Origin of the sequence: Paenibacillus naphthalenovorans (assembly GCF_900099895.1) — a bacterium.
Taxonomy (GTDB): domain Bacteria; phylum Bacillota; class Bacilli; order Paenibacillales; family NBRC-103111; genus Paenibacillus_G; species Paenibacillus_G naphthalenovorans.
Genome location: NZ_FNDY01000009.1, coordinates 54,514 through 74,567, shown reverse-complemented (window position 1 = coordinate 74,567; position 20,054 = coordinate 54,514). Strand labels below are relative to the sequence as shown.

The following is a 20,054-nucleotide window of genomic DNA, read 5'->3' as shown; positions in this document are numbered from 1 at the left end:
ACCGGACATCTGCAGCAAGGCCCTTTGGACCTTAAAACTTAGTCACGAACGGCACCTCGAAACGGCGGGCGAAATTGGCGCTGACCGGAAGCACGCGGATGCTGAAATGCGGACCGTGCTTCAAATGTGAAGGAATCATGGCGCGGTAGACCACGGCGCCGTCGCCAAGCTGCCGCGCAGGCTCCATAGGTACGACGACCTGGTGCCAGCCGTCGGGTCTCTCTTCGTAGTGGATGAGCTCGATAGCGGTATCCTGGTACCAGATGGGGCCGAATCGGACCGTGGCCGTAACTTCTTTGAGCGGAGCCGTCGAGGTTGTCCCCGAGGGAGAGTTCAAGGTCCGCGGAGGCGTATCATTCACCTCGAGGACACGGACATGGTGCCAAGATTGATGAATGAACTTCTTGTAATCGGCCACCTTGGTCGCTTCGGCATAATCATTGTCCGCAAAAAGCTGCGTTCTCTGCAGTGAGGGAATATAGGTTTCATTCACGTAATCCATCACCATGCGGTCCGTGTTGTACACAGGGGCCAGAGTACGAATGGAGCGCTTCATCCGGGCGACCCATTGAGCGGGCAGGGGACCATGCTGATAATAGAGCGGCACGATCTCCTGCTCCAGCAGCCGATAGATCGATTCCGTGTTCTCCCGGTCTTGAGTCCACGGGTCGGCGTGATCATGGTTTTCGATGCTCCATCCGTTCGTGCCGTCATACCCTTCCTCCCACCAGCCATCCGGCACACTGAAGTTGATGACCCCGTTCATTGCCGCCTTCTGGCCGCTGGTGCCGCTCGCTTCGTACGGCCGGCGCGGATTATTGAGCCAGACGTCTACGCCCTGGATCAGGCTTTGCGCCAAGCTCATATCATAATTTTCGAGAAGAATGATTTTGCCGCGGAACGATTCCATCCGGGATACCCTGTAAATTTCTCGAATCATCTCTTGGCCGGAGTGATCGGCCGGATGCGCTTTTCCCGCAAACAGGAACTGTACGGGCCGGTCCGGATGATTGACAAGCCGATTCAGCCGGTCCAGATCCGTAAAGATCAGTGTGGCCCGTTTGTAAGTGGCAAAGCGTCTTGCGAACCCGATCGTAAGAGCCTCCGGAGACAAGAAGGTTTGAACCGCCTCTATTTTCTCGGACGGCATTCCGTTTCGGCGCAGCTGCTCGCGGAGGTTGGCGTGTACGTGTGCAAACAAACGTTTTTTCAGTGTCAGATGGACCGACCATAAGGACTCCTCCGGAATGGAATCGATCGATTTCCATACCTCCTTGTCCGTGTGTCGGGAAATCCATGTTTCCGGGAGAAACCGGCTGTACAGCTCCTTAAGCTCGGGAGCGAGCCAAGTCTGGAGGTGAACGCCGTTCGTAATATGCCCGATCGGCACTTCATGCACATCAATGTTCCCGTGAAACGCGCGGAACATATCGCGCGAGACATGGCCGTGCAGCTTGCTGACGCCATTGCGGAGAGCCGCCGTGTTCATGGCCAGATAGGTCATGTTGAACAATTGCTTGTGAACATCCCATCCGAGCTCTGTCAAAGCCGCCTTGGCGTGCGGGTATTCCGCAAACAAACGGCTGAAGTAATATTCGAACATCGGTAAGGGGAAAGCGTCATGCCCGGCTGGAACCGGGGTATGGGTCGTAAAAATGGTGCTTGCGCGAACAACCTCGAGCGCAACGTGGAACGGCAGCCCGTTATCCAGCTGCTCTTTCAACCGCTCAAAAGACAAAAAGGCGGCATGGCCTTCGTTAATGTGATACGTACCCGCAGCTATGCCCAGAGCTCTCAGCGCCTTCACGCCGCCTACGCCAAGCAGAATCTCCTGCGCGATGCGGACATCCTGGTTGCCGCCGTATAATTGCGAGGTCAGCTCCCGGTCCCAGGAGCTGTTGTCCTCCAAATCCGCATCAAGCAAAAAGACAGGCACCCGGCCCACCTGAACCTGCCATACTTTCAGCCGCACGGTGCGGTCCGCCATAGGCAAGGACACATAGAGTTCCTCCGGCGTCCGTTCGGCAGGGGGATTGGACTGAACCGGCGCCAAGGCCGGAACGATAGGCAGCCGGCTGACATGGCAGGCGGCGCTCTCGGCAAGCTGTCTGCCCTGGGCATCGAATTTTTGACGGAAATAGCCCTTTTTATATAAGAGTCCGATGCCCACAAGAGGAACGCCGAGATCGCTGGCCGATTTGCAGTGATCGCCCGCCAGTATACCAAGACCGCCCGAATAAATCGGCAGGGATTCGCAGAAGCCGAATTCGGCCGAAAAATAAGCGATGGTCTTTTGCGCATATTCGGGGCAGCGCTGCTCGAACCATGTGGGGGTACGGAAATAATGGTCGTATTGTTCCATCACCGTCCCGTACTTGTTCAGAAATTCACCATTATGCGCGAGCGCATCGAGCACGGGCCTTTGGACCTCCATCAGCAAGCGGACAGGATTGTGTCCGGAATGCTCCCACAGCTCCGGATCAATCGCAGAGAACAGCGACTTGGCGCTGTCATTCCAACTGAACCATACGTTACAGGCCAACTCCGACAATCGGTTGATGGCGGGAGGCAGTTCAATGCTTTTCGAATGAAACTTGGTATGCATGGTTTCACCTCTAACCAAAATTTTCACAAATTCAACAGATCAAGCAGCCCGGGCTTCGGTGTTCCTCCGGTTTCTAATGATTACATTCTCTTTATGAATCGTTTTCCTATGAAGCAACCAAAAGACAGCAGAAGCAGAAGGCCCAGTACCGAGGTGAACGTCAGAGCCGCGGCAGGCAGCGTGTGCTGCAGCAGCGTAGTCAAGGGACGCGTAACATCAGGTAAGGGGATAAAGGCGGTCAGGTTCGCGCGGTCCGGCCCCAGCGGCTTCCAAAGCACAATTACAAGCACGGCGGCCATCAGGCCGTGGATAAACCGGGCAACGATAAAAGGTATGTAGCGAAGGTCGGTATGATGCAGGATACTGACAATTTGTGCGTGAACGGAAAGACCTGCCCAAGATAAAACCCATGCGGCGATGGCGGTTTGGAACATCAACGGGATGTTTTCTGCGGCCCCGGCCGATTTGGCGCCCAGGGTCACCTCGAAAAATCCATTGACGACAGCCTGGGAAAGGGTCGGGGGCATGCCGAATAATTGAAGCACGGAGTCGATCGCGGCATAAAAGAAGACCATTACATGAGATGAAGTCATCACCTCCATGACGACGGAGAAAAAAACGACCAGACCGCCGACGACAAACATAAGCTTTAACCCGGAGTAGATCGCCTGCTGCAGCATGACTCCCAAAGAGCGTCCGTCCATGAGCCGGGCGTGATGCATGGCCTCAAAGGCACGGCGCAAAATACCGGTCCGGGACTTCTGAACGGAATATCCCGCACTTAAAGCGCTCGACTGACTTGGATTACCCGATGAAGGCTTGCCGTGAAACCGCATCAGCAGGCCGATCAGAATGGCGGAGCCGTAATGCGCGGCGGCAAGTACGGTTGCCAGCGCCGCATTGTGAAAGAAGCCGACCGATACGGCACCGATCAGGAAAATCGGATCGGACGACGTCGTGAAGGCTACGAGCCGTTCACCTTCCTCCCGGTTGACAAGCCGCTGTTCCCACAGCTGGGAGGTCAGCCGTGCTCCGATCGGATAACCGGAGGCAAAGCCCATCGCCATTACAAAGCCGCCGATGCCCGGCACGCGGAACAGAGGCTGCATCAACGGATCCAAAAGGGTGCCGAAAAAATGAACCATGCCTACACCGAGCATGATTTCGGAAATGACGAAGAAAGGAAACAGCGCCGGGAACAGCACATCCCACCAGATGGCTATGCCCCTTAGCGACGCATGAAAGGATTCGGCCGGAAAAGCCAGCATCAAGCAGGCAAGCATAGCGGCGAGAAGCGCCGCCGCGATCATCAAAGAGTCTTTGGTACGCATCGGTCCCCACCTCCTGTTCTGTAAAAAGCTTGTCATTCTGATATATGAAGGGGTGTGTGGAGACATGCCCGCCCGTTATACTGAATTTTCGGAAATGTTCAAGAAAGCGGATATAAGGTGCTGAATTGTACGGCATCCTATGGTACAATAGTACCTATATGAGAATAGGAGTGATCCTTATGTCGGGTGTAATTGCTGGAATTCTCGTATGCGCTTTTGTTTTCGTCATAAGGGAATCGCTGATGTCTTCCGGTGAAGAGGATGTATAGCATGTACCCATGTCCATATGTATAGGGTTTTGGCCAGTATCCGATGCTAAGGCTTATGCATTAGCATCTTTTTTTGCTACATGGATTACGGTTTGCGTCCTTGCAGGATTGCGCAGTTTATTGATTACGGGGAGGCGTTCGCTGATGTCCGAGTTCTATGAAGCGATGGGAGGGGCGGATGGGATCCGGAAGCTGGTGGAGGCGTTCTATCCGAAGGTTCAGGAGCATCCGCTGCTTGCCCCTTTGTTTCCGGAAGATATTGCTCCGGTGATGGAGAAGCAATATATGTTTTTGACGCAGTTTTTCGGAGGACCTCCGTTGTTTTCCGAACAATATGGACATCCGATGATGCGGGCAAGGCACATGGCCTTCCCCATTACGCCCGAGCGGGCTGAAGCCTGGCTCGGCTGCATGAAAAAAGCGCTTCAGGAAACCGGATGGGAACCGGATCTGCAGATGGCCGTGCTGGAGAGGCTGAAGGGGCCCGCTTTTCATTTTATCAACAGCTCAAGTAATTGAAGGAAGGGTATTTGTCCATGGTCGAACCGTTATTTCAAGTGAAAGTGGCTTGTCCCCATTGTGAAACGCATTTTCATACTTCTCGCGTCCGTCCGAGCTTTAAGAAGGCAGCCGGCACGGATACGGATTTTGGCGTACGCTATAAAGGCATCAATCCGAATTTTTACGTGGTTCGGATCTGTCCCCAATGCGGCTTCGCCAGCACGGAGAACTCGAAGGACCGGTTGTCGCCCGCCCAAAAAAAGGCGTTCCAAGAGAAGGTGGCCGCACAATGGAGCTACAAGGATTACGGCGGCGTTCGAACATGGAGTGAAGCTTTATACAGCTTCAAGCTTGCCCTTCTTTGCGCTCAAACGGTGGGTGAACAGGGAAGAGTAACCGCAGGGCTGCTGCACCACATCGTTTGGCTGTATCGCGAGAAGGGAGACGAAGAGCAGGAGAAGCGGTTTCTTCAATATGCGCTTGCGGAATATACCCGCGCATTCGAGACGGAAGCGGGAGAGATGAATAACGCCCGGCTGATGTACTTGTTGGGGGAACTTAACCGGCGTTTGAAAAATTATCAGGAGGCTGTGAAGTGGTTTGGCCGTGTCATTAACGACAAGAGTATTATGGATGCGGCGATGATTCATGCCTGCCGTGAGCAGTGGGCGGTTACCCGTGAGAACATGCTGGCGGATCAGGTGGAGTTCGATATCGAAGAAGTTCAGGAAAAATAGAGGCCCGAAAAAGCTTAAAGCTCCCGCATGACCATGGTCTGTCGGAGCTTTAAGCTTTTTATTCTTTTCCCTCGCAAGAAAAGCGGGAATGCGGTTCAGCTGTTTCGGCGAAGCGGGCGGTCCGCCAGCAGGTAGTCCTGGTCGGCATCAACCAGAGTCAATTTGTTTCGGCAGCACGGGAAGACGAGCAGTTTTTTTACCCCTTCCCGAAGTTCCGCCAGGTCTTTCGCTTTGAGTTTCAGCAGCACGTTGGCGGCCTGGCAGAAGGGGCAGCTTTGTACATATACGTCTTGTCCGATCCGATCATAAGGCCAAGTATGGGCAAATGGAATCATGGGCTACTCCGAGGTCGGACGGCCGGATTCCGGCGCATCGTTCTTTGCTGCGGATTCGTCCGGTTTTTTCTTGGCCAGCTCAGCCAGCTTTTGCATCAAAATGTGTTGGGGCATATGCATTAAATGCTCGATCGGAACGTTCAGTTCCCTGGCCAGTCTCTGGGCAGTCTCCGGAGAAATGGGAAGTGGTCTCATACAGCGGCACCCTCCAGTCTAAAGATCTTTAGACTCCATTTAATCATATTCGCGGCCTGCAATTCAACTGAAAAATAGGGCATCCGCACATTTGGGCCTGAGCCTGAATTATGGTTTAATGGAAAGGAATACATAAAATACGAAAGGTGAGGTGTTGCCCTATGCGGAGTCCATTGCCACAAACATGGGACTTGAATCGTTTTTTTGAGGGAGGAAGCCATTCTCAGGCTTTTGTGCAGTTTTTGGAAGGGCTTCGTGCGGATATTGCCGTCTTGGAGCAGGAGCTCGGCAGGCTGGCGTCCGGCCAGGCGTCGAATTTGGCAGCATCGCTGCCGTCAGTAGCCGGGCTGCTGCAAAAGGCTCTGCTTAAAATCCGCGAGGCGGATTCATTCACAGCTTGTTTGGCTGCGGAAAATCAGAACGACAAGCAGGCGGTTATTCTGGCGGGACAGGTCAGAACTATCGGTGCTGCCTATGCTTCCGCCAGTACACGGTTCGACGACCTGTTGACCCGAATCGGGAGCGTGGAGTGGAAAGCGCTGCTGCAGCACCCGGAGCTTCAGGGTATTGCCTATCCTCTTGCGGAGCGTAGGGCATTGGCGGCAGAAAAGCTTCCGCCGGAGCAGGAAGCATTGGTTAACGAATTGGCCGTCGACGGATATCATGGCTGGGGCGAACTGTACAATACGACCGTCAGCAAGTTCCGTGTACCGTTCGAGGAGAACGGCGCCGTCGTCGAGCTGTCTGCAGGCCAAGCCGCCAATAAGATGCACAGCCCGGACCGCGCCGTCAGGGAGAGGCTTTTCCATAGCTGGGAGGAAAGATGGGCGGAGCATGCCGATTACTGCGCCGATGCGCTTAACCATCTGGGAGGCTTCCGCATCAAGCTGTACGAGCGCCGCGGCTGGGACTCGATTCTTAAAGAGCCTCTCGCCATTAACCGGATGTCGAAAGAAACGCTGGATGCGATGTGGGGGGTTATAGAAGGCGGCAAAGACGTTTTTGTCCGCTATCTGGAACGGAAAGCGAAGCTGATCGGCGTTCGGAAGCTGAGCTGGCACGATGTCGACGCACCGGTCGGGCAGGGAAGCATCCATTATAGCTATGATGAGGGCGCACAGCTGATTGTGGAGCAGTTCCACCGCTTTAGTCCGAAAATGGCCGATTTTGCCGTCAAGGCATTCGAGAACGGGTGGATTGAAGCGGAGGACCGTCCAGGCAAACGGCCCGGCGGATTTTGCACCTCGTTCCCGATCCATAAGGAGACGCGCATTTTTATGACTTATGCGGGTACGGCATCGAACGTGTCGACGCTGGCCCATGAGCTGGGTCACGGTTATCATCAGCATGTGATGAACGATTTGCCCGCGTTGGCCCAAGAATACGCCATGAACGTGGCGGAGACGGCGTCTACGTTCGCAGAGATGGTCGTGTCCGATGCGGCGGTAAAAGCGGCAGAGACGGAAGAAGCGCGGCTGACCCTGCTCGAAGACAAGATTCAGCGTTCCGTCGCATTTTATATGAACATTCATGCGCGTTTTCTGTTCGAAACGGCGTTCTATGAAGAACGGCGCAAAGGGCTTGTCGGCACGGACCGCCTGAACGAGCTGATGCTTTCGGCGCAAAAAACGGCATTCCGTGATGCGCTGGACCAATACCACCCGCACTTCTGGGCGTCAAAACTGCATTTTTATATTACGGAAGTGCCTTTCTACAATTTCCCATACACGTTCGGTTATATGTTCAGCACCGGCCTGTATGCGGAAGCGCTCCGCCGAGGAGCCGCTTTTGAGGACCAATATGTAGCGCTTCTCCGCGATACCGGCCGCATGACCGTTGAAGAATTGGCGCATAAGCACCTTGGCGTTGATCTGCGGAAGCCGGACTTCTGGCAGCAGGCCATGGACCTCTCCGTCGCCGATGTGCAGGAATTTCTGCGGTTGACCGAGTAGGGGGAATTTCCAAGGGTTATCTATGTACACAAAGAAGCAGAACCAGCAGGTTGAGGGTTCTGCTTCTTTGGCGTTATGTTATCCATCGTCAATGATGGGGTTGATGGAGGGGAGTCGTTAGTAAAATCATCCGATTTTTGGAATCGTTGGTTATTTGCTGAAAAAATTGGACGTCCCCATGGCACCCATTATCTTAACATTTGTTTTGAGTAGGCTGATGGAAACTTCTTTATTGCAATCGCTAAGAATTTTTAACGGAAATAAGTGGACTGTCCCATTTATTATGGCCGGACTCGGAAGAAAGAAGTGTTGTCATTAAATAAGATTTTAAATATAGTAGTGATATCCGGTAAGAAAAAAGGGGGCAAAGCAAAAGCATGCTGTCCATTCACTCGATACATCACGTCAGCCTGTGCGTCACGGATTTGGAGCGGGCCAAAGCATTCTATAAAGAGGTGCTGGGGCTCGAGGAGCTGGAGCGTCCTCCGTTTGATTTTGCCGGAGCATGGTTTGCCGTCGGCAGCGGCGGTCAGCAGCTGCATTTGATTGTTCATCCGGGAGAAACGATCAGGAAGAGCGGGATCGATACGCGGGACGGTCATTTGGCTTTGAGGGTGAAGAGCTATAAGGAAGCGCTGGCCTGGCTGGAATCCTGTGGCATCGAATACGACGCCAGGCCGCATCCCAGAGCCGGGTTTCCGCAAATCTTCATATTGGATCCGGACCGAAACATTATCGAGCTGAATAGCGATATCTGCGATATCGATTGACGATTTATGACAGGAACTGAGGTACCTGTATTTTTTATCAAATTTTTGTAAAATTCTGTTGAATAAATAGTTAAAATATCCTATAATAGGTCTACAGTCTCAGAAATACATAATATACCATTAATTCAAAAGAAAGGAGGATTGTGATGTTGGAGCAGCTGCCTTTGGCCCGACAGCTGGACTTGGTTTTCCGCGAGTTGAAGGAGGAACTCGCGCAGCTCACCTCTGGGACAGTATTCGTCCAAATTCGGAATAACATGATCGGTAAATTCGGAATTCGCCATTTTCCTTTGGAAACGAAGGGGACGGAACTGAAGAAAAACGAACGCGGACTGTCGGAAACCCACCAGCATTCTTTTCGCCAAACCGCGTTAGAATCGTTAAAGCTAAAGTGCTGGACGCATGGGGAAATTCAATTTGAGTTTGCTATGCGCCAAAATTTGTTGTGTACAAGCGTCATCTTCGAATCGAATTATAATATGGCAAGCTTGTATAACGGCTCGAAGCGGTAGGACTAAGATTCAGGACTTTATATTTTTTTTAACCCATTATTCGTTATAAAGAACAGGCTTCCGGCGTTCCCGGAGGCCTGTTCTTTATATTCAGATTTCCGTTATAATAGAATGAAGCGAAAAAAGACGACCCCGTCCTGGAGCCGCCATTGATAAGTATTCGGGTAGTCATTATCTTGTGAATTTGCCTGCAAGCTGCTGCTCGGCAATTTGAACCAGACGACGTGTGATGTGGCCCCCAATTGCTCCGGTGTCACGAGTTGCCATGAAGCCATAGTACCCGTCTTGAGGAATTTGAATGCCCAACTCTTGAGCAACTTCATACTTCAATTGGTCCAAAGCCTGAGAAGCTTGAGGAACTACTAAAGTGTTGCTGCTGCGGGATTGTCCTGCGCCCATCGATCTCACCTCCGTTCATTAGGTAGTATGTTCCAAGGTAAAAATAATACCCACAAGAAAAATTGGTAAATGTCACCATATGGGGGTTGATGGAATAGATGAGTTTTCATTTGGTTTACAGCGGCTGGTCGTTTGACGCCGATTTACAGATCATTCAGGCGGATGTGCGGATGGAAATCGATGGGGAAATATTGATCGAGGAGCCGCTTTGTGTGGATGTGGGCCTGCCGGCCCTGCTGTTAAGTATGCATGAGGACGTTGAGCCCAATCGCTGGACGGATGCGGAGCGCTGGCATCAGGTGCCTTTTTTCGTCTGCGGCTGCGGCGATCCGGAGTGCCGGGCGTATTCCTTCATTGTCCGTCATCTTCCTGAGAATGAATTGGAACTGACGGAGGTGGAGGAGCGGCAGGATATGCCCCCTCGCAAGCTGGCCGGCTATGTGGTGGATGAAGCGGAATATGTAAGCCAGGTTCGTGCCATCGGTTTGGAGTTTCTCCGCTTTACGAAAGATCTGGACGGCTACCGGCCGTATTACAAAGATACCGTGGAAACCGTAAAAAGCCTTCTTCAGCGGTTGGAGCCGCCGGCCCGGAATGGATCGGCATCATAATATTCCTCAAGCGTAGAAAGCGAGGCTCCCCAACCACCCCATGAATCGGGGGTGGTTGGGGAGCCCTTTTTTACTTGGGTGCTATGTCAGAGTTGATTTTCCGGGCTTAAGCCCCAAAATCGAAGTTCGGATACACGTAAGGATTTTTCGACGGCTCCGCTTTGGCTACCTTCTCCACCTTCAATACCATAATCTCGATGTCGTTGAATGTGGTTTTGCCGATCGTCCCTGTTACCGTAACCCAACTGTCGTCGGCAAGCGCAGCCGCCCGGTCGTATTCCGCCAGCACCCCGAACGGGGCGGCATCGGCCGAACAGCATTGAATTGAGAAGCGCCCGACTACGAATTGGTTGTTTTTCATTTCTTCCTGACGGTAGACAAATCCGGTCATTTCCAGCTTCTTGCCGATAAACCGGTCGAGATACAGATCCACGGATGTCAACGTTTCAATGAAAAATTCTTCCCTGACCTGGATCAGCTCTTCCTGATACAGCTTTTTCGCATAGTTGGCATACTGCTCCGTAAATTTGTCGGACGGGAACATTTCGTTTTCCGACGCTGCAGTTCCGGAAACCGTACCGGAATCGCCGGGGCCGGGGTCTTCTGTCTTCGTCTCACCGGAATCCGCTTCGCTGCTTTCGGCTCCGGAGGCGCTATCCAAGGCAAGACCGTCCTTTTTGACGGAGCTCGAGCTGCTCAGGTTCATCCCCTTCTTGGCGGCCAGGCTGCTGCCAAGCGTTGTATCAGGGAGGAGAAACCCGATCAGCAGAGGGAAAGCAAACAGTCCGTAAATGATCGCGTTTTTGAAGAGCGAGCGGGACGGAAGGTGGTCGTGGCCGCAATCGCAGGAGGCCGCCGCCGGCCCGCGAAAGGCTTTTATTCCCCGATACAATTGATAAGCGGCAACGGCGTAAAATGCGATCGCGGACCATTTGACATAGCCGACCATGCGCGGCGCGATGTACAGCAGGATCAGGTCTGTTTTGACGAGATAGGCAATATAGACGGCGAAACCTAATAAAATGACCGCTTTTACCAGATGATGCAGGCTAAGCACACGAGAATTCACAGCGCACACCCCTTGTTTCTGTATTGGCAGCTATAGGAAAAAAATACGCTCAAATAAAAGCGAAGCGGCGAGTACGACGATAACGATCAATATCGAGAGCAGAGCCACGAATTTGGCTCTGAAGGCGGACAACAGCATAAGCGTTCCTTTCACGTCGAGCATCGGTCCAAAGACAAGGAACGTAAGAAGGGATCCGGCCTGAAAGGTCGTTGTAAAGGACGAGGCCACAAAAGCGTCGGAGGTCGAACAAAGCGACAGGACATAACCAAGCGCCATCATAAAAAGATGGGAGCTGACGGCTCCTTCTCCGATCGTGACAAGGCTTTCCCTGGACATAAAGGTCTGGATAACGGCCGTGAGAAACGCGCCGAAAATCAGATATTTGCCCATGTCGAAGAACTCGTCGGATGCATGCCCCAGAATGGCAAACATGCGGCCGGTCTGGCTTTGGCCATGCCCGTGTGCGTGGTGGTGCTCATGGCCGTGACTGTGATGATGACTGTCCTCATGAGTATGTATGTGTTCATGGGAATGGTCATGCTTGTGATCGCGAGCTGTCGGAGCGCTGGAGAATCCGCGCATGGGATTGCTCTTGACAAAACGGTAAATGATCAGTCCGATGGTCGCGGCCACAATAAAAGCCAGCGCCATCCGCGAATAAGCGATTTCCGGCCGGCTGCGAAACGCCATGAAGGTCGAAGCGTACACGACGGGATTAATGATCGGACCCGCCAGAATGAACACAACGGCTATGTAAACCGGCATCCCCTTAAGGACCAGACGGCGGATGACCGGGATCATGCCGCATTCGCACAGCGGGAAGATGATGCCCATTACGCAGGCGAAGATGACGCCAAGCACCGGGTTTTTCGGAGTCAAGCGGCGGATCGTTTGCTCCGAGACGAACATCTGAAGCAGGGCCGCGACGAAGACCCCAAGGAGAACGAAAGGCAGCGCCTCGAGTATGATGCTGATGAAGAGCGTTTTGAAATTTTGTATGCTGTCGGCTGTAATGAAAGACAGATCGGGGGGTTGTTTTTGGGTATAAATAAGAAACAGCATCATGATGCACAGAACAGCAAGGATGTTGGTTATCCATCGGGTGATAATCGTTTGCACGGGTCATGTCTCCTTGTATTTCGTAATAATTATTATATCGTATGCCGGAGAAGACGTATATAGGACAAGAATTTGGGAGTTACGGTTGACAGAGGAATGGCGGTTAGGTACAATGACCTCTAATAAGCGATGACGGGAACAAGTAGACGGAGTCAAGCCCTCCAGAGAGCCGGTGGGAGGTGTGAACCGGCGGGCGGCGGCCGTACGAATGGATCCTTGAGCTGACGGTTGAACGTGCGCTGGAGAACCCCTGTCGGGGCAGTCATGGCTATGCATCCGGTACACCTGTATGCCGTTCCGGCTTCTCCCCGTTACAGGAGATCAAGGCTCGTCCTATGCCTGCGTTATTATACCGGATGGCTGGTCGAGCGAATTAGGGTGGCACCACGGTCTTTCGTCCCTTGCGGCGGAAGGCCTTTTTGTATTGTCAATGGAATGAGGTCGCATAATGAAAGGGAGGCAAACGAAACATGTCCAAACTAAGAGTACTTTCAGGGATGCAGCCGAGCGGCCAGCTGACGCTGGGGAATTATATCGGTGCGCTTCAAAACTATGTCAAGCTTCAGCATTCGCACGAATGTTATTTTATGGTGGTGGATTTGCATGCCGTAACGGTACCGCAGGACCCGGCCGCGCTCAAGGAGCAGACGGAGGCGGTCGCGGCGCTTTATTTGGCGGCAGGGATCGATCCTAAGCAGGCGACGGTATTTCTTCAGTCGACGGTGACCGCTCATGCCGAGCTCGGATGGCTGATGACGACGCTCACGTATATGGGCGAACTGGAGCGCATGACGCAGTTCAAAGACAAATCTGCGGGCAAGGAATCCGTGGGCGCGGGCTTGTTCACGTATCCGTCGCTGATGGCCGCCGATATTTTGCTGTACAACGCGGATCTGGTGCCGGTAGGTGACGATCAAAAGCAGCACTTGGAGCTAACCCGTGATCTGGCCCAACGATTTAACGGCCGCTATGGGGAGACGTTCACCATACCCAAGCCTTACATTCCGGAGGTGGGAGCGCGCATTATGTCACTTGACGATGCTTCCAGGAAGATGAGCAAGAGCAATCCGAATGCAGGCAGCTATATCGCCATGCTGGACGCTCCTGATGTGATCCGCAAAAAAATCAGCCGTGCCGTCACCGACTCAGGGCGCGAGGTAAAATTCGACCCGCAAAACAAGCCGGAAGTAAGCAACCTGATCAGCATTTATTCGCAGTGCGCTGGCAAATCGATCAGTGAAATCGAAGCGCAGTACGAGGGACAAGGCTACGGGCCGTTCAAAAAAGATTTAGCCGAAGCCGTTGTCGCGGTGCTTGAGCCGATTCAGCGGCGGTACGCCGAAATCAGAGGATCCGGCGAGCTGTATGAGGTCTTGCGTCAAGGCAAGGAGAAGGCCGAAGTGCAAGCAAACCGGGTACTTCGTCAGGTCAAAGAAAAAATGGGATTTGTGGTGCTGTAGTTTTTTGGATAAAGGAGTCTGTCCGGACGACGGTTTTTGTCCGCCGGCAGGCTCCTATTCTTTTGATTTTCTCTGCTTTGCTTTTACTACAAATCCCGAGCCGATAAACGCTAATGAAATGAACGCAAAAAGAACCGCCATCCAAGGTCTTCCCGCCGACATAAAGTAGCTGATGGCCGCCAGCAGGGCCGTCCCGACGATTGCAAAAAACAATGCGAGCCCTTTACTCATAACGCATAACACCTGCCTTTCGCAACAACATTTGAAACTTAAAAAGTTTTTTTCAAAAGATGCGTATAGTTCTAAAGCTGTAACACATAATAAGCTTGCAAGCTTGCAAAATTACATCAAAGAAATCATTCAATTGAAAGGAGTGCTGAACATGGGCGCAGGACAATCCCGCAGCAGCAACGCTTTGGTAGTGCCACAAGCTTCTCAGGCATTGGATCAATTAAAGTATGAGGTAGCCCAAGAATTAGGCATCCAAATTCCTCAAGACGGTTACTACGGTTATATGGCAACTCGCGACACCGGCGCAATCGGTGGCCACATCACTCGCCGCCTGGTGCAAATCGCCGAGCAAGCCATTGCTGGCGGCCAAGCTCGCTAATAGTGAGAAGCTTCATCAATATAAGCTCAAGGAGAAATCCTTGAGCTTTTTTATCGTGGATCAAAAAAGAATTCGACGATTCCGCTGGAAATCCCTCCAAAGCCCCGCAATAAGCATCTGAATCACCATCTCCATATTACGCCTACGCCTAATACAAGTCCACACGCAGTTTTTTCTCCAGCCGGGATTCGCTGACCCAGCCGACATAGGAATCCAGCGTCCTGAACTTGGTATCCATCATCAGAACGGCAACAAAAGGATACTGCTTGCGGTGCCGGTATCTCACATCCATCCAACGGACCTCATACCCCCACGGATGCTCTTTGACTTCCGCGCAGGCGAAAGAGGTAAAATACAGGAACGACGCAATATTCGGATGACTTTTGGAGGCATCGACGGCGGGATGGTTATCACAGGTTACCCGGTCAATCCATTTAATGATACCATTTTTGTACTCGCCTAGGGTGAACCAGCCATCCGATCCCTGCTTAATGATTTGCCAATGGTGCAGATGAACCGTCGGAATCAGCGTGTAACGGTCGCCGGGCTTGTAAGACGCATCTTTTTTGTAAAGCCGTGATTCCAGGTCGTGGTGAACCCAGGACCTCCATATATAATAGACGGCAATAAATACATACAATAACGGAAAGAGAACCTCCGGCCTTGCTAGCTGGAGAGCCCATAAAAATATCGCCAGTATGTGGGACAGGAAAATAACGGGATCGAAAATATGGATAATATTCCATGACACCCAGCGGTCCGAGAACGGCCTCAGCGCCTGCGTACCGTAGGTATTGAACAAATCCGTAAATACGTGAAAGGCAACGGCGATGAATACCCACATCGTGACATGAGCCATGGGCAAGCCGTCAAAAAAAAGCCACAGCAAGCCGGAAATGAGCGCTGTCCATATAAAAAGCGCAGGAATCGAGTGTGACAACCCCCGATGATTCTTGATATACACGGCATTCCCTTTGAACCGCAGAAGCGTGTCTAAATCGGGGGCTTGCGAGCCTGCCACCGTTCCGATTAATACTGCCGTGGCAACGGACGGGTTGGCGGCAACGACGGGGTCGACATAGGCGAGGCCTGCCAGTCCAAGTCCAACCACTAGATGGGTTCCGGTGTCCATGTCTAACCTCCAAACACTTTTTTTCATTAGTTTATTGCAGCCGACCAATATTAGTGTATCATTTTCTTCAACAAAATAAAGCAAAGCAGGTGAAAAAATGTACATCGTTTTTGTTGAATACCGGATTGAAGAGGCTTGCAGGAACAAATATCTTGAGTGGTCGGATGGAATCAGGCGGCAGCATCAGCAGTTGGAGCTGTATGAAGGGACCGACCAGCCGAACCTGTTTGTGGAGATTTGGAACGGGCTCAGCGAGGAGGAGTACCATTCGATGAAGCAGGCGAGAGCCGGCGCTGAAGCTGCAGAGGATGATTCGAATCTCTGGAAGCCTCTTGATCATTGGATTAAGGGAGGAAGAGCCAAACTGCATATATGGCATTTTAAAAAAGTAGAATAGTCCATTGTTTGTAGTAAAGAAATCCATGGTTTCTTTATCACGATCACGGTAACCTTACTATAGATATGATCATACCGCCGGAGGATACCGATGGAGAGGAAAAATATTTTTTGGGATCACATTAAGGCCAATCGTTGGCCTTATGTCATAGGGTTTGCATTATTGTCCATATCATCCATGCTTCAACTGATTATTCCATGGCTGCTCGGCCGCTTTACCGATAGCCTGCAAATCGGGGGACTAACTTACGGGCAGGCCGTCAACTTTGCGGTATGGATGGCTTCAGCAGGTCTAGGTATCGCATTCTTCCGTTCGGCGTCCCGCATTTACATGTTTCGTTTATCCCGTCAGCTGGAGATGCGTGTGCGCGGAGAGTTGTTTGCGCATTGGGAAAAGCTGTCGGCCCAATATTTCAACAATCGCCGGATCGGGGACCTGATGTCCCACGCCATCAGTGATGTGGGTGTCATTCGAGAGGTGACGATGCAGGGGTACTATAACGTCATGGAGGCCCTTTTCCTGATCGTCGTATCGGTTACGGCCATGGTGAGCTTCGTTAATCCGTGGCTGACTTTGCTTACGATGCTCCCATTGCCGCTGCTCAGCTTGCTTGCGTACCGTTTCAATAAACAAATCATGCAGCAATCGGCCGACATGCAGGCGGCCATCTCCGATTTAACCAGCCGTGTACAGGAATTTACGGCCGGTATTCGGGTGATTAAGGCATTTGTACAGGAGCAGGCGGTGAGAAAGCTTTTTGCCCAAGACAACCAGCATGCGGTCAATATGAACCGGAGGTTCGTCCGTTCGAATTCGCTGTTCGGGGCGCTTAGCGCCGGCATTGTAGGCTTCAGCTTTCTGGTCTCCGTCGTCGTCGGAGGCATCATGGTGCTCAAAGATGTCATCACGCTAGGTGAATTCGTAGCTTTCAATACCTACCTGTCGCTGCTCATGGGACCTATCGAGAACCTGGGCAAGGTGGTCAATTTGCTGCAGCGCGGCAAAGCGTCCGAGCTTCGGCTGCTCGAAATCTTCAATACTCAGCCGGATATTGTGGATGATGTCATCGCCAAACCGGACATTGACCGGATTCACGGGGACATTGAGATCCGTAATCTGACCTTCGCCTATCCGGAAGCCAAACGTCCCGCGTTGAGGGATATATCCTTGACGATACCCAAAGGCTCCAGTCTTGCGATCGTCGGAAGGGTAGGCAGCGGCAAGAGCACGCTCGTGCATCTGCTCGTAAGGCTCTACAATCCGCCCAGGGGCACGGTGTTTATCGACGGTCATGACATCCATGAAATACCGCTGAAAACGCTGCGCGGCCAGATTGGCATCGTCCCGCAGGACCAGTTCCTGTTCTCTTCTACGATCCGCGACAATATCGGTTTTGACCCCAAGCCGTACAGTGACGAGCAGGTGGCGGAAGCGGCCAAAATCGCACAGGTGTATGATAATATCGTTGAGTTTCCTCATCAGTTCGATACGCCTCTCGGGGAGCGGGGAATTTCGCTGTCCGGCGGACAGCGTCAGCGCGTCAGCATCGCCAGGGCGGTCATCAAGAAGCCGTCGGTGCTCATCTTCGACGACAGCCTGTCTGCTGTAGATACGATTACGGAGGATCGGATTCTCGAAGGGCTGAAATCCGTTATGAACCAACGGACAACCATTATTATCGGTCACCGGATCTCCTCGGTGCAGCACGCTGACCGGATTATCGTCATGGATGAGGGCCGGATCGTCGAGCAAGGCAATCATGAGCAGCTCTTAGCCTTAAACGGCATCTATGCGGATATGTATCATAAACAGCTCCTGGATCAGGAAGCCGAACGCCAGGACGTGAAGACCCGGCGGCAAGGCTCCTCTGTTTTGCTTCAGGGAGGTACGGGTGCATGAATATTCATGTAGAGAAAGACGTCAAAACATTTAAAGACAGACAGCTGCTGGTCCGGCTGCTCTCTTATGCCAAGCCGTATTGGCGAATGGTGCTGTTTTGTATTTTCCTGTCTTTTTTAATTGTGGTCGCCGACCTTGCGCGGCCTTATCTCATTAAAGTGGCCATTGACGGACACATCAACGGGTTACATAAACCGATGCTGTCGGCAGAAGCTTCCCGATCGGAGCTCTTCGAAGCATACGGCAGCGTGACGGAATGGAACGGAAAAGCCTATGTGCGTCTGGAGCCTGAAGAAGCGGAAGCCGCCGCGGCTGCTATGCCTCCGGGTACGGAGAAAGCTCAAATCGTCCGCATCGAGGGCAAGGATTGGCTGATTGCCGGCTGGCTCCGGGAAGGGCAGGAGCAGGCCGCGATAATGGAGGAGGGCGGCAGGCCTGCGATTCGGGCGGCAGGCGCGACCCTGAGCGCCGAGCCGTTGGATTCAACGGCAATGGAAACGTTCCGCAGCCAGGATTATACCGGCTTCTTTCTCTTGGGGGCCGTATTCCTTACTGCGGTCGTTGGTGCCGCGCTGCTGAGTTATCTTCAAAGCAACCTGCTGCAGTATATCGGCCAAACGATTATTTTTAATATCCGGGAGCAGCTATTTCATCATTTAAGCCGGATGTCGATGTCTTATTTTGACCGGAACCCGGTAGGCCGGCTGGTGGTGCGTGTGACGCAGGACACCGAGTCGCTCAACCAATTATACTCCCAGGTGGTCGTCAATCTGATCAAGGACGTCATCGTGCTTATCGGAATTGTCGTTGTTATGCTGCAGCTCAGCGTGGAATTGGCGCTGCTGTCCTTCACGGTGCTGCCGTTTCTCGCCGTGCTGACCTTCTGGTATCGTTCCGTGATCAGGGATGCACAGCGGCGGACGAGGGCCCTCTTGTCCCGGTTGAACTCGTTTCTGGCCGAAAATTTGTCCGGCATTCGGATCACGCAGCTGTTCATTCGTGAAGAACGGCAGGGGCAGCAGTTCGACCAGCATAATACGGAGCATTACCAAGCGGGGATGCGAGGAACGGTAATCAACTCGATTTTCCAGCCGGCCATCGGCTTGCTCGGCAACCTGGCCATTGCGCTGCTGCTGTGGTATGGCGGTGCGAGCGTGATCGACGGAGAGATTACCTTCGGGATTGTATATGCGTTTACCCATTATGTAAGGCAGTTTTTCCAGCCGCTCATGAGCCTCGCGGAAAAATATAACCAAATCCAGACGGCGATGGTCGGGGCGGAGCGGATTTTCGATATGCTGGATGAGAAACCCGCGATTGTGGATAGCGCACAGCCGAAGAAGCTTCCGCAGAAGATTCGCGGCGAAATCGCGTTCGAGCATGTTTGGTTCGCTTATAATGAAGGCGAATGGGTGCTGAAGGATGTCAGCTTTACGATTGAACCGGGACAGACCGTCGCGTTCGTTGGCGCTACCGGAGCGGGCAAGAGCTCGATCATCCAGCTGATCAACCGGTTTTATGATATACAGAAGGGCAGCATCAAGCTGGACGGCATCGATATCCGAGAGCTTCCCTTGGACGATCTGCGGAGGGCGATCAGCATCGTGCAGCAGGATGTTTTTCTGTTTACGGGCGATATTGCTTCGAACATTCGCTTGAACCAGGAAGACATTACCGATGATCAGGTGGTCGAGGCGGCCCGCATGGTGCATATGGACGATTACATCCGTGCTCTTCCGTCAGGCTACAAGACCATGCTGGGAGAGCGCGGAATCAATCTGTCGCTCGGTCAGCGCCAGCTGCTGTCTTTCGCCCGCGCCATTGCGTTCCGTCCGCAGATCCTTATTCTTGACGAGGCCACCTCCAATATCGATACGGAGACGGAGCTGGTCGTCCAGGATGCGCTGCACAATATCTCGGCCGGCCGAACCACGCTGATCGTTGCCCACCGGTTGTCCACGATCCAGCACGCCGATCAGATTATTGTCATGCATAAGGGCAAGGTCCGCGAGATCGGCAATCATTACCAGCTGCTTGCCCAGCGCGGCTACTATTATCGGCTGTACGAGCTGCAGTACAAGGAGCAAAAGCCGATGCCGAAGGCGAGGTAGGGGATTTAAAGCTTATAAAGGAATGATGGCGTGAATACAT

General features: G+C 52.6%; 20 protein-coding genes and 1 other annotated feature. Of the genes, 11 read left to right on the top strand and 9 right to left on the bottom strand.

Annotated features, from left to right (window positions below; translation table 11 throughout):
- Positions 1-31: 31 nt before the first annotated feature.
- Positions 32-2,605, bottom strand: a complete 2,574-nt coding sequence (gene glgP / locus BLT35_RS11300) for an alpha-glucan family phosphorylase (RefSeq protein WP_074728006.1) — start codon at positions 2,603-2,605, stop codon at positions 32-34.
- 80 nt (positions 2,606-2,685) lie between these two features.
- A complete protein-coding gene (gene ylbJ, locus BLT35_RS11295) occupies positions 2,686-3,936 on the bottom strand; it encodes a sporulation integral membrane protein YlbJ (RefSeq protein ID WP_074728004.1) in 1,251 nt (416 codons plus the stop codon).
- A gap of 413 nt (positions 3,937-4,349) precedes the next feature.
- Between ylbJ and BLT35_RS11290 the strand changes: the two genes are divergently transcribed.
- Positions 4,350-4,724, top strand: coding sequence for a globin domain-containing protein (locus BLT35_RS11290; RefSeq protein WP_062406423.1), 375 nt, complete (start codon positions 4,350-4,352; stop codon positions 4,722-4,724).
- A 17-nt stretch (positions 4,725-4,741) separates the two neighbouring features.
- On the top strand, positions 4,742-5,443 hold the full coding sequence (locus BLT35_RS11285; RefSeq protein WP_062406425.1) for a DUF2225 domain-containing protein: 702 nt from the start codon (positions 4,742-4,744) through the stop codon (positions 5,441-5,443).
- Between the two features lie 95 nt (positions 5,444-5,538).
- Here the strand turns inward: BLT35_RS11285 and BLT35_RS11280 are convergent, their stop codons facing one another.
- Both BLT35_RS11280 and BLT35_RS11275 read right to left on the bottom strand, forming a co-directional pair.
- A complete protein-coding gene (locus BLT35_RS11280) occupies positions 5,539-5,778 on the bottom strand; it encodes a hypothetical protein (RefSeq protein ID WP_054817610.1) in 240 nt (79 codons plus the stop codon).
- Between the two features lie 3 nt (positions 5,779-5,781).
- A complete protein-coding gene (locus BLT35_RS11275) occupies positions 5,782-5,973 on the bottom strand; it encodes a YycC family protein (RefSeq protein WP_062406427.1) in 192 nt (63 codons plus the stop codon).
- 161 nt (positions 5,974-6,134) lie between these two features.
- Here BLT35_RS11275 and BLT35_RS11270 point away from each other — a divergent pair, with 161 nt between their 5' ends.
- The 3 genes from BLT35_RS11270 to BLT35_RS11260 all read left to right on the top strand — a co-directional run bounded on the left by BLT35_RS11270 (position 6,135) and on the right by BLT35_RS11260 (position 9,207).
- The gene (locus BLT35_RS11270) at positions 6,135-7,925 is read left to right on the top strand and encodes a M3 family oligoendopeptidase (RefSeq protein ID WP_074728002.1); all 1,791 of its coding nucleotides are present in this window, start codon (positions 6,135-6,137) and stop codon (positions 7,923-7,925) included.
- Between the two features lie 377 nt (positions 7,926-8,302).
- Positions 8,303-8,695 (top strand): VOC family protein, encoded by a 393-nt coding sequence (locus BLT35_RS11265; protein ID WP_054817649.1) that lies wholly within the window; start codon positions 8,303-8,305, stop codon positions 8,693-8,695.
- 143 nt (positions 8,696-8,838) lie between these two features.
- Entirely contained in the window at positions 8,839-9,207 is a 369-nt protein-coding gene (locus tag BLT35_RS11260) for a hypothetical protein (protein ID WP_054817623.1), read from the top strand.
- 171 nt (positions 9,208-9,378) lie between these two features.
- Here BLT35_RS11260 and BLT35_RS11255 read toward each other — a convergent pair whose 3' ends face one another.
- The gene (locus BLT35_RS11255; RefSeq protein ID WP_054817624.1) at positions 9,379-9,606 is read right to left on the bottom strand and encodes an alpha/beta-type small acid-soluble spore protein; all 228 of its coding nucleotides are present in this window, start codon (positions 9,604-9,606) and stop codon (positions 9,379-9,381) included.
- Between the two features lie 98 nt (positions 9,607-9,704).
- On the opposite strand from BLT35_RS11255, the gene BLT35_RS11250 reads away from it, so the two are divergent.
- Complete coding sequence (locus BLT35_RS11250) at positions 9,705-10,217, top strand: hypothetical protein (RefSeq protein WP_074728000.1); 513 nt, start codon at positions 9,705-9,707, stop codon at positions 10,215-10,217.
- Between the two features lie 106 nt (positions 10,218-10,323).
- Here BLT35_RS11250 and BLT35_RS11245 read toward each other — a convergent pair whose 3' ends face one another.
- Together BLT35_RS11245 and BLT35_RS11240 are read right to left on the bottom strand one after the other, a co-directional pair.
- A complete protein-coding gene (locus BLT35_RS11245) occupies positions 10,324-11,286 on the bottom strand; it encodes a TIGR03943 family putative permease subunit (RefSeq protein ID WP_074727998.1) in 963 nt (320 codons plus the stop codon).
- Positions 11,287-11,316: 30 nt separating this feature from the next.
- Positions 11,317-12,351 (bottom strand): permease, encoded by a 1,035-nt coding sequence (locus BLT35_RS11240; RefSeq protein ID WP_074728121.1) that lies wholly within the window; start codon positions 12,349-12,351, stop codon positions 11,317-11,319.
- Positions 12,352-12,525: 174 nt separating this feature from the next.
- Positions 12,526-12,810 (top strand) — a binding site (T-box leader).
- Between the two features lie 65 nt (positions 12,811-12,875).
- On the opposite strand from BLT35_RS11240, the gene trpS reads away from it, so the two are divergent.
- The gene (trpS, locus tag BLT35_RS11235) at positions 12,876-13,865 is read left to right on the top strand and encodes a tryptophan--tRNA ligase (RefSeq protein WP_074727996.1); all 990 of its coding nucleotides are present in this window, start codon (positions 12,876-12,878) and stop codon (positions 13,863-13,865) included.
- 54 nt (positions 13,866-13,919) lie between these two features.
- On the opposite strand, the gene BLT35_RS26920 is transcribed toward trpS, so the two are convergent.
- Positions 13,920-14,096 (bottom strand): DUF5325 family protein, encoded by a 177-nt coding sequence (locus tag BLT35_RS26920; protein WP_171005951.1) that lies wholly within the window; start codon positions 14,094-14,096, stop codon positions 13,920-13,922.
- A 151-nt stretch (positions 14,097-14,247) separates the two neighbouring features.
- Between BLT35_RS26920 and BLT35_RS11230 the strand changes: the two genes are divergently transcribed.
- Positions 14,248-14,475, top strand: a complete 228-nt coding sequence (locus BLT35_RS11230) for an alpha/beta-type small acid-soluble spore protein (RefSeq protein WP_054817650.1) — start codon at positions 14,248-14,250, stop codon at positions 14,473-14,475.
- A gap of 148 nt (positions 14,476-14,623) precedes the next feature.
- Here the strand turns inward: BLT35_RS11230 and BLT35_RS11225 are convergent, their stop codons facing one another.
- Positions 14,624-15,607, bottom strand: a complete 984-nt coding sequence (locus BLT35_RS11225; RefSeq protein WP_062406445.1) for a metal-dependent hydrolase — start codon at positions 15,605-15,607, stop codon at positions 14,624-14,626.
- 97 nt (positions 15,608-15,704) lie between these two features.
- On the opposite strand from BLT35_RS11225, the gene BLT35_RS11220 reads away from it, so the two are divergent.
- From BLT35_RS11220 to BLT35_RS11210, 3 genes are all read left to right on the top strand, one after another.
- Complete coding sequence (locus BLT35_RS11220) at positions 15,705-16,004, top strand: hypothetical protein (protein WP_074727994.1); 300 nt, start codon at positions 15,705-15,707, stop codon at positions 16,002-16,004.
- A gap of 90 nt (positions 16,005-16,094) precedes the next feature.
- Positions 16,095-17,903 (top strand): ABC transporter ATP-binding protein, encoded by a 1,809-nt coding sequence (locus BLT35_RS11215; RefSeq protein WP_074727992.1) that lies wholly within the window; start codon positions 16,095-16,097, stop codon positions 17,901-17,903.
- Positions 17,900-20,014 carry an ABC transporter ATP-binding protein gene (locus BLT35_RS11210; protein ID WP_074727990.1) on the top strand — a complete coding sequence of 705 codons (2,115 nt, stop codon included), beginning with the start codon at positions 17,900-17,902 and terminating at the stop codon, positions 20,012-20,014. The genes BLT35_RS11215 and BLT35_RS11210 overlap by 4 nt, the downstream gene beginning before the upstream one ends.
- Positions 20,015-20,054: the final 40 nt, after the last annotated feature.

What these genes read in the sequence shown, in the direction of transcription:
- BLT35_RS11265 (WP_054817649.1), top strand. Translation starts at nt 8,303, where the DNA reads ATGCTGTCCATTCACTCGATACATCACGTCAGCCTGTGCGTCACGGAT.
- BLT35_RS11225 (WP_062406445.1), bottom strand. Translation starts at nt 15,607, where the DNA reads ATGGACACCGGAACCCATCTAGTGGTTGGACTTGGACTGGCAGGCCTC.
- BLT35_RS11285 (WP_062406425.1), top strand. Translation starts at nt 4,742, where the DNA reads ATGGTCGAACCGTTATTTCAAGTGAAAGTGGCTTGTCCCCATTGTGAA.
- BLT35_RS11290 (WP_062406423.1), top strand. Translation starts at nt 4,350, where the DNA reads ATGTCCGAGTTCTATGAAGCGATGGGAGGGGCGGATGGGATCCGGAAG.
- glgP (WP_074728006.1), bottom strand. Translation starts at nt 2,605, where the DNA reads ATGCATACCAAGTTTCATTCGAAAAGCATTGAACTGCCTCCCGCCATC.
- BLT35_RS11280 (WP_054817610.1), bottom strand. Translation starts at nt 5,778, where the DNA reads ATGATTCCATTTGCCCATACTTGGCCTTATGATCGGATCGGACAAGAC.
- BLT35_RS11210 (WP_074727990.1), top strand. Translation starts at nt 17,900, where the DNA reads ATGAATATTCATGTAGAGAAAGACGTCAAAACATTTAAAGACAGACAG.
- ylbJ (WP_074728004.1), bottom strand. Translation starts at nt 3,936, where the DNA reads ATGCGTACCAAAGACTCTTTGATGATCGCGGCGGCGCTTCTCGCCGCT.
- BLT35_RS11255 (WP_054817624.1), bottom strand. Translation starts at nt 9,606, where the DNA reads ATGGGCGCAGGACAATCCCGCAGCAGCAACACTTTAGTAGTTCCTCAA.
- BLT35_RS11220 (WP_074727994.1), top strand. Translation starts at nt 15,705, where the DNA reads ATGTACATCGTTTTTGTTGAATACCGGATTGAAGAGGCTTGCAGGAAC.
- BLT35_RS26920 (WP_171005951.1), bottom strand. Translation starts at nt 14,096, where the DNA reads ATGAGTAAAGGGCTCGCATTGTTTTTTGCAATCGTCGGGACGGCCCTG.
- BLT35_RS11250 (WP_074728000.1), top strand. Translation starts at nt 9,705, where the DNA reads ATGAGTTTTCATTTGGTTTACAGCGGCTGGTCGTTTGACGCCGATTTA.
- BLT35_RS11275 (WP_062406427.1), bottom strand. Translation starts at nt 5,973, where the DNA reads ATGAGACCACTTCCCATTTCTCCGGAGACTGCCCAGAGACTGGCCAGG.
- BLT35_RS11270 (WP_074728002.1), top strand. Translation starts at nt 6,135, where the DNA reads ATGCGGAGTCCATTGCCACAAACATGGGACTTGAATCGTTTTTTTGAG.
- BLT35_RS11215 (WP_074727992.1), top strand. Translation starts at nt 16,095, where the DNA reads ATGGAGAGGAAAAATATTTTTTGGGATCACATTAAGGCCAATCGTTGG.
- BLT35_RS11230 (WP_054817650.1), top strand. Translation starts at nt 14,248, where the DNA reads ATGGGCGCAGGACAATCCCGCAGCAGCAACGCTTTGGTAGTGCCACAA.
- BLT35_RS11240 (WP_074728121.1), bottom strand. Translation starts at nt 12,351, where the DNA reads ATGATGCTGTTTCTTATTTATACCCAAAAACAACCCCCCGATCTGTCT.
- trpS (WP_074727996.1), top strand. Translation starts at nt 12,876, where the DNA reads ATGTCCAAACTAAGAGTACTTTCAGGGATGCAGCCGAGCGGCCAGCTG.